The sequence below is a fragment of the Pseudomonas sp. P7548 genome (assembly GCF_013386585.1).
GTDB lineage: Bacteria > Pseudomonadota > Gammaproteobacteria > Pseudomonadales > Pseudomonadaceae > Aquipseudomonas.
The window spans coordinates 14,232-31,096 of record NZ_JACARO010000026.1 but is presented as its reverse complement, the minus strand read 5'-3'; the positions used below and the strand labels follow the sequence as shown (position 1 = coordinate 31,096).

The following is a 16,865-nucleotide window of genomic DNA, read 5'->3' as shown; positions in this document are numbered from 1 at the left end:
ACACTGATATTGATTTTCCTAGCGTAACAGTAGTCTAAGTTTTGTTAAGTGGCGGTCGTCTAAAATTAACTATCACTAAAGATGACTTAGTTTTTGTCCTCAATGGGGCCTCATTACAGAGACCCCATTCTTCAATTGTTTAACTGGTCGGCATTAAACACAGTAACCGTAACGGGTAGCTGGATTATCATTACTACGAGATGCTGTTATGAAAGCTGACAAGCTATGGATAATCATAATTTTGACTTTGATGATCAATGGCGGAGCGCTCTTGGGTTTTGGACAAGCTTCCACCGGTGCTATCGCTCGTAGCATCGAATGCCGGCATTGGATAGCACGTACCGCAGAAATGATGAAAGGTTCTATGCTTGGAGTCGGAAGCTCGCCAGCCAGATGTTGAAAATGCTTAATAAGTTCACAAAAGGTCAGCAATGTGTGACCAACAGACGGTTATGGACAAAGCAAAAGCCGCTTTGCCGACTTATGCTTTATCCAGTCATACTTTATGCTTGAATGGCCTCTTTTCAATAACGAAACGAGGTACGCAACACCACGATTTGCGAGTTACTGCCTCCGGCATTCTTGTTCGCCGAACCGATGTCATAGAACAGATAGTCGAGACCGACCGTGATATTGGAGATAGGCGTCCAGTTGACGTTGGCTTGATACAGGTGCCCAAGTGTTTGTCGCTACCGGTAGTGGTTCCGGAAACGGTCACCATGCCGGGCAGGCACACTCCGTCATCACTGTTCTGGCGCCACGCGGCAAATACCCCTGGCTCGAATGTGCTTCGTGTACATGTCGACTGGAATCAGGCCGAGTCAATCGCTTGGACACTCAGTCCTGGATGAGGGTGACGTAGAAGACGGCTGGTTGCTGGTCTGTCGATCATTTGCAGACAGCTAAGAACTTATCGTTCGGTTCCTTTGATACCTTGGCGGGTTTACCGGCAGGAGACACCTATGAACGCTGAGCTTAATGCCAGTAACCATATATCGCTCACAAAAACGACGGAGAACTCGAAAGTGCACTGCCGCAACCTGACGACATCGATCTCAACAACCTCTTCACCGAAACCAGTTAGGTGGAAGTCGTTAACGCACGTATGAGCGATTTCGGCGACCCGTGCACTCGCCAGGTGATGGGCGTTATCGTGAAGCACTTCCATGCTGCCATCAAGGAAATCGAGCCCACGTATGCGGAATGGCACGCGGCCATCGAGTTTCTCACTGATGTAGGGCACATGTATAACGACCGGCGCCAGGAGTTCATTCTGCTGTCCGACGTGCTGGATGCGAGCATGCTGGCGGAAGTCATCAACGATCGTCCTCACTCGACAGGACGTCAACCGCCGACCTTTAACACCGTATTGGGGCCGTTCTACTTGCCCGGAGCACCGCACTATCCCAACAACAGCAACATCTGCCTGGATGAGAAAGACGAACCTTTACTGGTTAGCGGGTACGTAAAGGACACTGAAGGTCGGCCTATCGTGGGCGCGACGCTCGATATCTGGCAAACCAACGAAGACGGTTTCTATGACTTGCAACAGCGCGGGATACAGTCCGACTTGGTTCTGCGTGGTGTATTCGTTTCTGAGGCTGACGGACACTATGCATTTCGCACATCCAAACCGCGTCATTATCCTATTCCCAGCGACGGTCCGGTCGGCAAGCTTCTAGGCCGGATTGGACGGCATCCTCATTGGGCAGCGCATATTCACTTTATCGTCACGGTGCTTGGATACGAACTGGTCACCACGCACATCTTTGCTCCGGATTGCCCTTATCTGCGCGAAGACACCGTGCTCGGAGTTAGGCCCGCCCTGATTGCCACTATCGACAGGCTAAGCGATGCGGATATGGCAAAGTGCCGTGGCCTGAAAGCGCCATTCCTCCATATCAACTGGGATTTCATTCTGCAATCTACCACATCAGTGGGTGAGTAACGGCGCTCTATCGCGCGAGTCCGCTCTATGCTTAATAGGTTTACTATATGATCAAACACATTGTTATGTGGAATATAAAGGGTGCCAGCTCTGCTGAGAAGCTCGCGAATAGCCTTCGGGTAAAAAACCTGGTCGAAGGTCTAGCGGGCAACATTCCTGGCATGAAGACTATCGAGGTTGGCATCGAGATCAGCCAGATCGAGTATGCCTGCGACGTTGTGCTCTACAGTGGGTTCGATAGTCACGAAGCGCTGGAGGGATGCTCTTCCCATCCGGCACATCTGAGCGTTCGCCAACAATTGGAAGGCGTGCGGACAACTCGTCACCAAGTGGACTATTTGCCCGGTGGACAGGCGGTGTCAGATCGAGCGGCGGTTGAGGGTGGCTAGGAGTTAGAAGTGTGAACTTCACTTTTGAACCCTGTGCACAACGCGTTCTGTTCGGACACAGACTCACTTGCTTGCAAAAACCAGGATGGACTCCAAGTGGATTTGATGTCTGTGCACGGAGCAGAAGAGTAGACAGCGACGTGATGTGTTGCGAACACCCGTGACACACGAATAGTTCATCCTATCATCTTTGGGAGGGACCGAAGCTAGCTGTTACGGCCCCTTTAGTTTTTAGCATCAGAACAAACCAGCAGCCTCACTATTGGTCCGCTTTGTAAAAAATATGGTCACTCAGATCAGTCTAAGTCCAGTCATGCCGCACATAATTGCCACCGAAATCAGCGAGCTTATCCCTGCTCCCAGCCACCAAATCCGATTTGCATTCGATTGACTTACCTCATGCGCGAGCAGCACCACGCGTAACCCTGAAAACAGGTGAGTCAACACAAAAAACACACCAAGTGCGTAGTGGGGCAAGAGACGGATGTTCCAAGCGTCGTGTATCAAGCCGGCGGGCAGTCCTGCGGCGAAAGCCCAGTCGGTGGGAATGTCGAGAAAAGTACGCGCAAAGATGAACACAGAATTCATGTGACCGAGAATAAACACTGACATAAACACACCTGATGCCACCTGAAAAACCCGATAACGGTCAGCTGTTGTTTCTGTCCAAGTCCACGCTAGTCGTAGGCCGCTGATAATCTGGAACAGCATGACCGTCACCAACAGCGGTTCGATAGCTGCAGCTCTATAGACGGTACGGCCTATATCCATCACTGCTGCATGCGCTTGAGGGCTTATAAGCCCAAACAAATGATTAATGATATGAAATAGAACGTAGAGTGCAGTTATTGAGCCACTGATACCGTGAGCTACACGCAGACGTGAGGACGGATGTGCTTGAGAAAGCATGCTGGAATCGCCTTCTCTCGTTGCCCACGCCCCCAGCAGCAACCAGGCCGGCGACCATACCCAGGTATCTGGAATCGTGCTACCAGCCATGTAAGTAAGCACGCCAAAGAACACATATAGCGTAGGAACGGCAACTGCCAGCAACGCAAATCGTCGGGCGCGGGTGCTTTCCCTAGGCGCAGCATGAATTACACGACCCGCCATGATCAGACAAATCAGAGGCACAGCAAATGCTGCAATCAACAACAAAGCGGCGACGACGATATGACCTGCTGACAAAGACCCATTTATGCCACCAGCAAGTGTTACTGCCCAATGGAATGCCTCTAGGATCCAAGGATAGAGTGCAGCACTCATTGCCGATATCCATATCGTCACCTTGGCATCAAGGGGTCGTACAGAACCGCTGCTCACCATTAAGCGATCCATTCTTGGGTTATAGAGCATCTTATTCTCCAGGGACCGAAGAACATAAATGCTCTGCAAGTCGTATGCATGTAAGCTTTTGGGAAATGGCCTTCCTAGCGACTTATACAATAAACCGTCGTGATGGCAATAAATTTGTGTAACATTACCCTACCAAAGGCAAATTTTATAGAGTCAAAAATGATCAAATTGACTGGGACATTCCAATGAATAAAAAAGTGCACCATGAGGGTGATGGGCTACCGCTGTTTCGGCAGATCTACCTGCGCTTTCGTGATTCAATTAAGGAAGGTCGCCTCAAGCCTGGTGATCGTGTGCCCTCCATTCGGGCGTTAGCCTCTGAACTCCATCTGGCTCAGGGGACAGTCGAGGCTGCGTATCAATTATTGATAAGTGAGGGCTATCTGGTGACACGCGGGCCTGCCGGGACAGTTGTCTCTCCACAAATCAAATCCGCTCCACTTAAGCCTCTCCCGATAAAATCGGAAGCTCCCCAGCAGTCCTTGATACATACGGGAGAGACTCCGCAGCCGCTGCAGATGGGATTGCCGGCGCTGGATGCCTTTCCGACCAAGTTATGGAACCGACTGGCTTACCGTGCTCTGCGCCACTCTCCCATCGACGGTTTGATTTACCCTGATGCGAGAGGACATGTTTCTTTGCGCAACGCAGTCGCGGGTTATCTGGGTGTTTCGCGCGGAATTAGCTGTTCACCTGGACAGGTTTTCATTGTCGCGGGCTACCGAGCTTGCCTCGATTTGATCTGTAGAAGCCTGCTACACAGTGGAGATAGCTGCTGGGTCGAAGACCCCGGTTACTTTGCGACCCACCATTTCCTGCGCGAAGCTGGAGCAAACCTTGTTTCGGTTCCCGTCGATAATGAAGGGATGATTGTTCAGTCAGGTATACAACGAGGCAGCGACGCCCGTTTTGCAGTAGTAACCCCGACCCACCAAAGTCCGTTGTGTGTTCCAATGTCGATGCCTCGCCGGCAAAGTCTACTGGCTTGGGCCCACCACCAACAAAGCTGGATTATCGAAGATGACTATGACAGCGAATACCGCTATCTAGGCCGCCCCCTACCAGCCTTAAAAAGCCTGGATACCTACGATCGAGTCTTGTATTGCGGCACCTTCAGTAAAGTGCTGTTGCCGAGTCTGCGTCTCGCCTACCTAGTGGTACCAGAAAATCTTGTTTCCCGATTCGCTCAGATCGCGGACACCATGCATAGTCATTGCCCTCAGCTATGGCAGGTCACCACAGCCAACTTCATCAATGAAGGCCACTTCGCACGTCATTTGAAGAAAATGCGCGACCTTTATTCAACTCGACGAGGCTTGCTCGTGGATGCGTTGACCAGCGTCCTTGGCTCACGCCTATCGATCGACCATCAAGTCGGAGGGATGCACTTGGTGACACGTCTGGCTGAAGGCAAGGATGATCGTGCCATAATCGCTAAAGCAAAAAGCGCTGGATTGAGTGTTCACGCGCTCACTAACTGGTACTTAGACGCGCCATCTGAGTCGGGCTTGCTGTTAGGTTTCACCAACGTGAAAGACAGGGAGCAAGCCTTATTCTTGGCCACAAAGCTTGGCCAAACGATAGAAAACTGACTAAATTGTTCCAGTAGACGCCCCTCCCCTAAAACTACCTTTTGGGAATTTTATCAAGGGATCTTGTGGACCGGATTTGTAGCCCGAGAATCGGCCACAATCGCACTGAAAACACAGCGTTTAACGTGAGTAGAGCACCAAAAATCAAGTTGGCATCAACCTCTCTGTCTCTAAATCTGATCATCGACCGCATCAGCGGTTTTGAATGAAGGCAGCCTGCTCGTTTCTTCGCGTAACCATACGGTGAACGAATGCGTGTAGAGATTTTATTCGAATATACTCTTGGCGGTTTCGCGAAGGCATTTTATGAAGTTTTTGCAAGCGGGATTAACATCTTTATCGGCGCGAATTGAGAACCCCACCTCACCAAAATTAGCACTCTTTGTTAAGTCGAGGACGACTATCAATCCAGCCTTGACGAATTGTAGTGCTGCTGCTCGAGGCATCAACGCAATCATATCAGTTTCCAACAGCAAGCCTATGTTGGTCAGAATAGATAGAGAATTGACATGATGCGGAGGCAGACCCAGTTTCGAATCACGAAAAAATTTTTCGACGGCATTGTAGGAGGGTGATTCCTGAAGTGGGAAGATCCACTCTTCAGTCATCAAGTCAGCGATGCTCAAACCTTTGCTGTCAGCCAGTGGGTGGTCGCATCCGACCACCGCACAAAAAGATTCATGGAACAAAACTTCGTGTTTGAGCGGGAACGCATGGGATAGAGGCAATTCCTGCTCAGGGAGGCGTCCTACGACGATATCTAGATCTCCTGTCGCCAGCGCCGGAAACATTTGCGCCGTTGTTCCTTCGCGAACCGTGATCAACACGCCAGGAGTGGCTTTGCGCAATGCCACGATTGCCCGAGGTAATAACTTAGCAGAGGCCGATATTAGCGTTCCGACAATCACATGCCCTGCTTCACCGGTCCTGAATGCGTTGACCTCCTCAGTCATATAACGCGTCTCGGCAATCAATGACTTGACTCGCCGTCCCAGCATAACACCGAACTCGGTGGGTGTTACTCCTCTATTAGACCGCTCAAACAACGGGCTGCCAAAAAACAACTCAAGATCGTATATAGCTTTTGTTATGGCCGGTTGCGTAAGACTCATTGCATTTGCAGCCCGCACGAATGATCCTGATTCCAGCACCAACTCAAATATCATCAGTTGGTGAAACTTCAATTTGCGGCTTAAGGTGATCGTCGATATAGGTGAAGTTTCCATAACCCTCCTCATGTGAGGTCGATGGTTGCGTCCACAGAACGCCTCAGCCGACAGTATAGCGTGTTCACTCACATCGTTCCTAGGACGATCTCCTCACCGGGAAAAGGTGCCGAAATTGATCGCAAACCCAAGAAATCGACCTGTTAGTGTGCAGGCAAACACCGACACCCTTACGCTTGCCGCTGGGGGCCAGGCGGGTTCGAATATCAATCGCACAGCCCTCACACACCTGTTGCAAAAAGCTCCGAGGTCAGGATGAGCCCCACCGAATGCTACTCGTCCTCTTACCTTTCTAGCTCCCTTTGTGCTGAGGTGAGGGAAGACTCATGACTAAGGGGCCTAATACGTCCGCTAAAGCATCCAGCTTGCTTCGCTAATCCTCATGATTCTGGCGCAGCTACGCAAAGAACGCGTTTGGCTTTCGGCGTAAAGCTCAAGTTCATTAAGCGTCTTCCTACCAAGCGCTGAGTGAAACTTTTTCTGATTTGAGTTTGCCGAATAGTGTGGTGGAGCATCGCCACCCAAATTGGACTGAAAAATCCCTGCTGCGCTTACAGGCAGAAAGTCCTCATAAACTATCGGTTCAAACCTGATCCAACCCTCATCAACAAGCTGATTCAAGCTTTTCATCTGCAAATTATTACCCGAAGCTTCCATTGCCCTTTCGGCTGGAAAATACCGGAAATATGCGAGTCCCAGCGAACGCATCTCCTCATAATTGTCGGGAAATGCTTGAAAAGCCTTTTCCAGAATACGAACGTATTCAGCAGCGTTTGCCTCGTTTGGAACCTCGCCCAACTCGTTCCGAGCAACGCTTAAACGCTCGTCATAGAGAGCTCGCCCCTTAGGCGTGAGAGCAACGCCACGTTGTTCAATTTCCCCGAAGCGAGCAGAGTGACTACCTGACTCTCCTACCTCTTGCCCCACAAAGCTGATGGATTCCTCAAGCGCCTTAAAACTGGTTTGACGTAGGAGGATCGGGCATTTCCTTCGAGGCGGACCTTCAATCACCGCTTTCGGAACAATTCCCTTCATAAACATACCTCGCTGAACGGCATCGATGTCCATAGTACGAGGGGTCAGGTGATTGATATGGGGGCCTTTGAAGGCGACGACATCGGCGATCAAACGGTGCTGAGCACTCAGTTTCATGTATTGGTCAAGAGAGACAGTAGCTATGTTATGCCAGCGGAAGGTTTCGAGAGCACGGTCAACAAACTCCGAAGCGTCCGCAGCAGATAGTCCGCCTGCAGCTTCGCATTGCTCAATTAGTTCTAAAGCTCGAGGAGTAAAAATCTTGCGCTGACAGAGCAAATGCTGAGCGATCGCTCGGAGCTCCGTATCGTCTATCAATTCGACTCTGAGCAGAGAAGTAAATACTCTGAACGGGCAAGTGTTGAGTGCAGCGTCTTCAATTGCCCGAAATGCTGTGGAATGAACAGGGACCCCAGCGGGGGCCAGATCGTAGTACCCGACAGGTTCCATTCCCATCACAGCAAACAACCTACACAACATTGACAACTCTGCATCTGTGCCTACACGAATTGCGCCGTGCCGCTCGTTATGTAAGCGGTGAATTTCACCAGTCTGCGCCAGTTTTTTGAACAGTTCGGGGTCTGCGCTTATGACTTCCCTATTCACCTCGGAAACCAGTTCCATCAAAATACCATAGAGAGGCACTTCATCCCTGTACATCTGTGACATTGCATGGGAAAACGCTGACCTAATCTCGTCCGTACTCGAAAAATTAGAAGCATTCATCGAATGTGTTCTCCTCACAAAATACAACTGCGACGTTAAACCTTGATGGCACCTCAACATGCCTCTCAGCCAGCGTTGGGTAGCAACAAAATACTAGAATCCAATGCCACACCGTAAGAAAGAAAAACTCGATAGGTCTATCGATGTGCATTTCGTAATCCCTTGCAAGAGCAGGTTTGTTATTGATGAAGACCTGTAAAGCACAGGCTGGCTTCATCGCCGACAAGCCCGCTCCTACGAGACTCATGATCCATAGTGGGAGCAGCCTTGCCGGTGAAGCCATGGAGTGCTTTAACTTCTTGTGGACTCCGCGGTACTAACACTGGTCTGGCGACCAGGTGTGCGCAGCGAAATTTTCCCCATCATGTGATCAACACCTTTCTCGGCAACGGCCATTGCTGTCGCGTTGGTGTTGGCGCTGATGATTATCGGCATCATTGAACAGTCAAACACACGAACGTTTTGCACGCCTTTGACCTTCAGATCGGGGGTCAGGACAGACATTGGATCGTCTTCCTGGCCCATCCGGCAAGTACCAACGGGGTGGTAGTTACTTTCCGTAGTCTGGTGGATGTAGTCCAGCAGTGCTTCGTCGGACTGTATCTGGTTGACCGGCGAGAAAATCTCATCGATGACCGAGGAAAACGGAGCTGTCGCGACGATCTCTCTCAGGTATTTGAGCGACTGCAACATGCGGCGACGGTCCGAAGGATCGCTAAGCCAGCGAAGATCAACTTCAGGATGGTCGGCAGGGTTTGCCGAACGCAGCTTCACCGTGCCCCGCGAAAGCGGCTTGACTAGGTTCGCCATCAGAGTCACGGCGTCGGTTGGGCCACGCTTCACCGTTGGCCACATAGCGCCGATGCAATAAATCTGGATATCTGGATCGGCCTCGGGATCGTCGAGGTTAACGAATGCCATAGTTTCCGAGCCTGTGGAACCGATAGGTCCACTGTTTTTGAACGCAAAATACTGAATCGCGTTTTTAAGCGCTTTCAAGCCAGTATCTTCACCAAAGTAACCAATGGGACGTTTCGTGGTGGCCGAGAGAATCGCGACATGGTGGTCTTGCAGGTTCTGACCGACTCCAGGCGAATCGACCAGAGTCTTGATGCCGTGCTCCTCCAGATGTTTGCAAGGACCAATGCCCGACAACATGAGCAGTTGTGGTGAAACAAAGGCGCCTGCTGTCAGGATGACCTCACCAGTGGTTGAGGCCTGATGAGTAATGTCGTCAACCACATATTCCACACCCACCGCGCGAGTGCCCTCAAACAGAATTCGATTCACGCGCGCCGAGGTCACCAAGGTCAAGCGAGGATCGTTAAGGATCGGGCTTAAGAAGGCGTCCGCGGAACTGCAACGTCTCCCGCGATAAACCGTAGATTGCGTAAGACCAACACCATGGAGATTGCCGGAGTTGAAATCATCGGTATATGGAATGTTGAGATTTTGCATAGTACGCAGGAACAAGCTGTCAGCTTCGATGAGGTACGGAGCATCCGACACCTTCAATGGCCCCTCACTACCGTGCGCCTCATTCTGCAATCGCTGATTGCCTTCCTGACGGCGGAAATAGGGAATCAGATCATCCCATCCCCATCCGGCGCCACCTGTCGCTTTATCCCATAAATCATAATCAAGTCGGGAGCCTCGCGCATAAAGCATGACGTTGACCGAACTTCCTCCGCCGACAACGTTGCCTTGGGCGACATCGATGGCACGGCCGCCGAGTGACGGCTGGGGCATAGACCTTATGCGCTTAACAAAAGGTGTTTTACCGTAGATCATCTTCAAAGTGCCAGCGGGCATCTTAATGATCTGATTGTTGTTGCTAGGGCCCGCCTCCAATAAAAGAACGCGTGCGCCGTGTTCGAGAACCAACCTATTCACTGTAACACAACCGGAACTTCCGGCTCCAACAACGATAAAATCGAAACTATCTTTCATTATTCTTATCCTGATGATTAGTCGAGCACAACGCATCGCCGGTTAGGCAACATGATGATGGTGCGACGCAAGGCGCTATCACTTAATTAACAACAATAGTGCTAATATCTTTATTTGGTAGCAATAACTTGCACGCTGCAATAAGACTTCAACCCTTCAATGCCAAACTCAACGCCGAAACCTGATTCCTTATGACCACCGAACGGTAGATCACCAGCCAAACTAGCGTGCTGATTAATCCAGACCGTACCGGACTTCAACTGGCTAGCAACTTCTACTAATTGTTTAGTGTCAGTACCCCAGACTGATGAACCGAGTCCATAACTGGTGTCATTGGCACGACGAATTACGTCGTCTAAATCCGTGTATTTCATGACGGAGCGGATAGGACCGAACACTTCTTTTTTCACAAAGGAAGCATCGTCCGCGGGATTATCGAGCATCGTCACAGGAAAGAAATATCCCTGATCAGGTGCCTCACCTTGATACAGAACTTTCGTTCCGCTGCTCTCTATTTCTGCCCAGGTCGCCTGGATCTGTTGAAATTGCATCTTGTTTTGCACAGGTCCCAGCGCCGAATCTGGCGCATAGCCATCGCCAGTCTTAATTTGAGTGGCGTAGGAAATGAGCGCCTGAGTCACTGCCGGGTAAATCGACTCATGAATATAAAGACGCTTAAGACTGATGCATGCGTGTCCATTGAGCATAAACATGCTCCAGAACAGTGACTCGGCTATCTTTTCTGGATCAGCATCTGGAAGCACAATAGCAGGATCGTTACCGCCCAACTCCAGAGTCAAGCGCTTGAGAGTTGTCGCCACTGAGTTCATTACCCGCTTGCCAGTCTGAGTCGAACCGGTGAAGGTTACCTTGTCGAACCCTGGGTGCGCCGTCATCAGCGGACCAAGAGTATCGCCACCGGTGATGATGTTCAGCACGCCTGGTGGTAGCAGATCAATTCCGTAATCCGCGATGCGTAGCACTGTCAAAGGTGCGTACGGTGAAGGTTTCAGAACGATGGTATTGCCGGTCACCAGCGCTGCCAAAACTTTCAGAAAGGATAAAAGTACTGGTGCGTTCCATGGACTAATGGCGCAGACAACGCCTAGCGGAGTATATCGCTTGATCACATGGCCCATTGTTTTCGTATCGCTTTCTTCTGAAGGCAATTCCAGATTAATCAATGCCGGACCGTATTCATCTGTGAGCGTTTGCAGTTCCCAAGTGGATGTCGATAGCGGACGGCCATGCTCTGCCGTTAGCAGCGCTATCAGGTCCGGTTCGTGCTCCTTGATCCGAGCAATAAAGGAGCTCAGGAGCCCTCGCCGCTCGGCGTATGGAGTTGCTGCCCATGCAGGAAAAGCGCCGCGAGCAGCGGCAACCGCTTGATCCAATCCTTCCTGGCCCACGTCAGGGACCGAGGCGATAGCCTCCCCCGTGGCCGGATTCACAACATCCAGGGTGCCGCCGAGAGAAACCCGTTTGCCCCCTATGAAGTTGAAGAAACCAGCCTCCAGATTAGCCCTCTTTAACAACGACGCGCGAGTGGATTGTTCTTTTTGAAATTCAGCAGACATTTCGCTCATGGTTAATCTCTCGATGTGGTTTTCAGGCGTTGCAGCAGGTGCAGAACGCTCATGCTCGAAACGCAGTTCTAAAATCTATCGAGTAAATTGGCGCTTTAGTAATCAAAAAATCATGAGCGTCTATTACAAGATGGAATATCTTAAATCTAACCGTACTTGTATATCCGTTTAAAAATAATATAACCTTCATGACAGTTGACATTTTGAACTCATGTGCTGCATCCTGCTATAGCAGCTGGTACCTAGCGCCGGACTTAATAACTTCCTTAGAGTTTCCGAGAAAAAATCAGAGTTATCAATACTGCATCAATTAACACGACTGTGTTTTGCGAGAGATACCATGACGCACTCATCCGTTACACCCTCTGAATTTCGCCGTCTCTTACTTTCTGACGAACATCTCTTTTTGTGTACCGATGATCGTACCGAAGCAAATCGAGTGATATCCACACTATTTGGCCCATTCCGGAGCTATGCACCGTCCGGACTGAGGGATGCTGGGCCCGTTCTTGTCCATACGGTCAATTGGGGCACACTTAATATTTCCACAGTCAACTACGGCAGTGACGTGAATATTGAACCTGATGATCTGGGGGGATGGCTAATCGTTACGACGGTGATCGCGGGGCGCATTCGAGTTGTGACAGCCGGCAACAGTTACGATGTCGTCGCTGGTGCTACATTACTTACCGTCGATGAGGATCATTCCCGCTTCGAGTACGCGGCGGGCTCGACCGCATTCAAATTGCGGATTCCACGTAGACGTGTGGAGTCGTTGTGCTGGCGGATGATAGGTAGGCAGGGAAGAAGGCCATTGAAATTCGCCGTGGTCATGGATGGACTTCAAGTCAGTTGGCGCTGGTTGTCCTTGCTGGAATTTGTGGTAAGCACGCTTGAAAGAGGTGGTGATCGTCTCTTCCGTGAGCAGTTCGCACCCGCGACTGAGGAGCTGTTGATGATGACGCTGTTGTCGTGTCAGCCTCACAATTACCCGCCAGCGTTGGCGGAGCAGGCTACGACCATCGCTCCGAGCCAATGGCATCGCGCGGTGGCGTACATGGAGCATCATATTAGTGATGCTCTGACCCTTGCCGATATTGCCAATTCAGCCAGCTGCAGTATTCGTTCCCTAACCCGTACCTTCAAGGAGTTCAAGGGTACCACTGCGATGCGTTATCTAGTTGAACTGAGGCTTGATCGTGTGCATACGCAATTGTTGCCCGGCAACGATTCCGCGACAACGATCGAGTCCATCGCATCGCAGTGGGGATTTACCCACTTGGGAATCTTCTACCAGCAATACAAATCCCGCTTCGGCGAGTCGCCCTCCCAGACTCGCCGAACTCGGTTATCACGGGTCGATGTTCCAACCTCACGAGCTTAGTCAATCCCCTATGCCGAACAGCAGTCTTGGCTGCTTCAACTTTATAGCGAACTCCCGACCAGAAGCATTTTGAACAACGCCCTAGCTGGCCTTCTCCGCAGGTAAGCCCACTCACGCAATCGATTTATGCTTAGTACAAAGTCTGTAACCCTAGCGCTGTACGAAGTTAGCCAGATTCCGTATTCGCTGGCTACCTGCCGTTCTAGATAAGCCACGACGGTTCGCTACCTTGCTTTACGTTCGCCAAGATGCGACCGCAACTCGCACAGGCAGCGAAAGCGCTAAATAAAAATAATAAGGCTAATTCAATGAACATCCCGAGCATTCGTTTGGCAATAGGATTTGCTGCTTGCATGGCAGGAAATCTGGCAGTCGCAACTGAAAATGGTGCCGATACTTTTGCCCTTGGTGCCGAGGGCTTCACCACAGGCAATCTTCCTCCTCCTGGCGTTTACCTGCTGGCATACTATCAGAATTATCACGCGTCTCGCTTTAATGACAAACATGGTAAATCCCTGATTCCTGGTTTTGGAATAAATCTGGATGCGATTATTCCGCGCCTAATCTGGATGACTGAAACAAAGATCATGGGAGGACAATTAGGCTTTAGTGCAGCTCAACCGATACTGGATCTACGTGTCAGCCAGGGCGGAATGACCGATCAACGCCAAGCGATGGCAGACCTAGTCCTGGCAGTATTCCTCTCTTGGCACAATGGGTATCACCATTGGGTGACAGCCATGGAGGCGGCAGTTCCAACTGGCACCTACGACAAAAACCAGATGGCGAATGCCGGCAAAAACTACTACACCTTGCGACCGCTCATTCTATATAGCTACCACCAACCTAACGGATGGGACCTTTCCACTGAAGTGACCTACGGCTTCAACTCAACCAATCACGCCACTAACTACCACTCTGGCCAGTATTTCGCTGCAAACTATGCTGCGGGCTATGAGATCAGCCCACACTGGACGATTGGCCTTCAGGGGGATGCCTTCAAGCAACTAACATCCGATCGAGTAGACGGCTCCGATATAGGATTTCGAGGGCAGGAAGTCGCATACGGACCAGGTTTACATTACCAAGGGCAAGGCTGGTCTTTAGAGGCGAAATATCTAAAATAAGCCTTAGTAGAAAACAGACCAGAAGGGACGACGACCTTGGTCAAACTTGTCTGGTCGTTCTAGGCCAATAAAGCTTCGTAGGCCTGCTCTCCAGATGAATGAGACCGGTTCAATGGCTACTTATGGTTGCTTTTATATAAGCTTCATCGTGTATATAAACCGTAATGGCAGGCCTGCGAAAGAACTATGAATTAATGAAAGCAGGACTTGCCTGCGAATACTGTCTAAATATCAAAGCGATTTGAAAGTGCGAACAACCTAGTTGACTCGACACCAACAAACTTGGCTGATCGACAAGATACTCAAACATCAGTCCACACGGAACTACGTCTCTGATGTTGCTTTTCAAACAAGAACCCTAGCAGTGCGGAAGTCCTGGGACCAGACACAATAGGAGACATAAAAATTATCAAGTAGGCAGAACCGTCGGAAAGCAAAATCGTTTCACAAGCTCCTCCGACGTACAGACATCGGCGGTTGATTGTTTGAGTATTATCAGCGAAGTCTGTTGTACTTGCGAGGCAGACAATGCACCCCAGCCGGCATCCGGATGATCACGAGTAGCGCAGCAATCGGCAATAACGAAAGTACGGTAGTCACGAAACAGCGCATCCCTCGCTGTGGCATGAACACAGTTCTCGGTAGTGACACCCACAACCACCACGTTCTGGATCCACCGCTCTTTAAGAATCTGCTGCAGTTCAGTTTCAAAAAAAGCGCTGTAACGATGTTTTTTGATCAGTCGATCACCCTTCTTTGGTGCGCATTCTGGATAGATCTCGGCCCCAAGGCTGCCTTCAACCAACGCCTCTCCTCGGCCGCTTGGCGGATGGATTTCCCCATAACGTCCAATATCCGTACCGTCTTCCTTGTGTACATGGGCGGTGTAGATGATAGTGGCACCTCTGTCGCGCAAGGCGTCGACCAGTTTATTCAGTATCGGAATCAATGCTCGACCGGTAGACGTTTCCAACGGCGCACCGACGGCGATGAAGTCATTCTGCATGTCGATGACCAGAACCGCGGTCCTTATTGGATCGAAGATTTTGATGTCGTAGCCCATGTTGTCACCTCGTGTAATGCTCAAAACGGCTGCGTCAACAGCCGCCATGAACGTCTGACTTCCAGTCGAGCCTCAAAAAATGTTTAGCGGGTATTCCGTGATGATCCGAATTTCGTCGATCTCACCGCCTCTATCGGAACTGCGGTACGAAGCGTGGCGTAGCCGGAAACTCAAATTTTTTGCGGGGCCTTCTTGCACCACATACTTGGATTCGATATCTCGTTCCCAGGCATGGCCGTTATTGGTCGCCGCGGTATCGAATCCGGTGCCCTTTACGTATCGGGTCATAAAGGTCAAGCCCGGTATTCCGTAAGGCGCCAGATTCATGTCATAACGGACCTGCCAGGATTTTTCGTCTTGGTAGTTGAAGTCGGAATACTGGATCGAGTTGCCCACATACACCGTACTCAAACCATCGATACCATATTGGTAATCACCACGCCCGGACACACGCTGGTGACCAATCAAGAATCGATGCGCGCCCAAGGTGTAGGCGGCCGACAAACTCCATATCCGGTTATCCAATTCACCTGCCCGAGCTTCGCCACTGCTCTTGGTGTCGTAGATATTGAAGTCAAAATTCAAGGCCTGGGTCTTGGTGAGCGGGATAGCGTAGGTGGTGCTGCCATAGTATTTGCGCCAGTAATCTTCGACTTTTTGATAAAACAAACTGCCGGTCAAGCGATCGCTGAACTTGTAAAACCCGCCGACGTAGTCGAGGCTGGTGAGCCGGGCGCTGTCGGGCTTGCTGTCATTGCGATTGTTGAGGCCGGTGAAATGCCCCGCCGAAAACGTCAGATTTTTTATTTCGTTACTGGTCAGCGACAATCCAGTGGCTGACTCGGGCAACAGCCGCGCGTCGGAGGTAGAAAGGATCGGCAACGACATAAGCTGATTGCCGTACTTAAGCACACTGTTGGAGACCTGAACCTTTAGAGCGCCACCGAGTTTTGAGTAATTGTCTTTGGCGCCATCTTTGTCCTGTTCCAATAGGCCGGTACCACCGCCGGTGCGGCCATCGCCGGTGTCCAGTTTCATACCGAACTGGCCAAGCACGTCGACACCGAAGCCGACCGTCCCTTGCGTAAAACCTGACTGGAAAGTACCGATAAAACCTTGGGCCCATTCTTCACCGAAACTCTGTGGCGCACTGGATTGACGGAAGTTGCGATTCATGAACATGTTGCGGATGTTGATGGATGCTTTCGAACCTTCAACAAATCCGGTGGCATCCGACTGTTGGCTGGCCAGTACCGGCTGTATTGCTCCAGTTGTCACCATCAAAGCGACAGCATTTATTGTTTTTATGCGCATAGTAAGCTCCGTTAAAAGTCACTGATTGGCTTAAAGGGGCAAAATATTTTTATTATTGTGATACGCACAGCATAGTGCCGCTCGGTCACAGCTGTTCATTGTTGTTATATGCTGTTTAACACTTGCGACTTAGTCGGCGAATGAATTCAATACAGCAAGCGACGCTGAT

Annotated in this window: 12 protein-coding genes; 5 read left to right on the top strand and 7 right to left on the bottom strand. The window is 50.5% G+C overall.

What is annotated here, in order from left to right; translation table 11 throughout:
• The first annotated feature begins 1,105 nt into the window (after positions 1-1,105).
• Together HX803_RS12700 and HX803_RS12695 are read left to right on the top strand one after the other, a co-directional pair.
• On the top strand, positions 1,106-1,948 hold the full coding sequence (locus tag HX803_RS12700) for a dioxygenase (RefSeq protein ID WP_080642384.1): 843 nt from the start codon (positions 1,106-1,108) through the stop codon (positions 1,946-1,948).
• Between the two features lie 47 nt (positions 1,949-1,995).
• A complete protein-coding gene (locus HX803_RS12695) occupies positions 1,996-2,337 on the top strand; it encodes a Dabb family protein (protein WP_178920953.1) in 342 nt (113 codons plus the stop codon).
• 291 nt (positions 2,338-2,628) lie between these two features.
• Here HX803_RS12695 and HX803_RS12690 read toward each other — a convergent pair whose 3' ends face one another.
• Positions 2,629-3,693 (bottom strand): hypothetical protein, encoded by a 1,065-nt coding sequence (locus tag HX803_RS12690; protein WP_050572424.1) that lies wholly within the window; start codon positions 3,691-3,693, stop codon positions 2,629-2,631.
• Positions 3,694-3,878: 185 nt separating this feature from the next.
• On the opposite strand from HX803_RS12690, the gene HX803_RS12685 reads away from it, so the two are divergent.
• Complete coding sequence (locus HX803_RS12685) at positions 3,879-5,285, top strand: PLP-dependent aminotransferase family protein (RefSeq protein WP_050572425.1); 1,407 nt, start codon at positions 3,879-3,881, stop codon at positions 5,283-5,285.
• Positions 5,286-5,551: 266 nt separating this feature from the next.
• Here the strand turns inward: HX803_RS12685 and HX803_RS12680 are convergent, their stop codons facing one another.
• The 4 genes from HX803_RS12680 to HX803_RS12665 form a co-directional block, all read right to left on the bottom strand.
• Positions 5,552-6,511 carry a LysR family transcriptional regulator gene (locus HX803_RS12680; RefSeq protein WP_016976858.1) on the bottom strand — a complete coding sequence of 320 codons (960 nt, stop codon included), beginning with the start codon at positions 6,509-6,511 and terminating at the stop codon, positions 5,552-5,554.
• 351 nt (positions 6,512-6,862) lie between these two features.
• Positions 6,863-8,272 (bottom strand): VOC family protein, encoded by a 1,410-nt coding sequence (locus HX803_RS12675; RefSeq protein WP_038845905.1) that lies wholly within the window; start codon positions 8,270-8,272, stop codon positions 6,863-6,865.
• A gap of 291 nt (positions 8,273-8,563) precedes the next feature.
• The gene (locus HX803_RS12670; RefSeq protein ID WP_016978831.1) at positions 8,564-10,222 is read right to left on the bottom strand and encodes a GMC family oxidoreductase; all 1,659 of its coding nucleotides are present in this window, start codon (positions 10,220-10,222) and stop codon (positions 8,564-8,566) included.
• Positions 10,223-10,332: 110 nt separating this feature from the next.
• A complete protein-coding gene (locus HX803_RS12665; RefSeq protein ID WP_080642367.1) occupies positions 10,333-11,808 on the bottom strand; it encodes an aldehyde dehydrogenase family protein in 1,476 nt (491 codons plus the stop codon).
• 340 nt (positions 11,809-12,148) lie between these two features.
• Between HX803_RS12665 and HX803_RS12660 the strand changes: the two genes are divergently transcribed.
• Positions 12,149-13,192 (top strand): AraC family transcriptional regulator, encoded by a 1,044-nt coding sequence (locus HX803_RS12660; protein ID WP_177077175.1) that lies wholly within the window; start codon positions 12,149-12,151, stop codon positions 13,190-13,192.
• A gap of 248 nt (positions 13,193-13,440) precedes the next feature.
• Entirely contained in the window at positions 13,441-14,319 is an 879-nt protein-coding gene (locus HX803_RS12655) for a transporter (protein WP_235165409.1), read from the top strand.
• Between the two features lie 409 nt (positions 14,320-14,728).
• Here HX803_RS12655 and HX803_RS12650 read toward each other — a convergent pair whose 3' ends face one another.
• Positions 14,729-15,382 carry a cysteine hydrolase family protein gene (locus HX803_RS12650; RefSeq protein ID WP_025999931.1) on the bottom strand — a complete coding sequence of 218 codons (654 nt, stop codon included), beginning with the start codon at positions 15,380-15,382 and terminating at the stop codon, positions 14,729-14,731.
• Positions 15,383-15,454: 72 nt separating this feature from the next.
• On the bottom strand, positions 15,455-16,696 hold the full coding sequence (locus HX803_RS12645) for an OprD family porin (RefSeq protein ID WP_025999932.1): 1,242 nt from the start codon (positions 16,694-16,696) through the stop codon (positions 15,455-15,457).
• Positions 16,697-16,865: the final 169 nt, after the last annotated feature.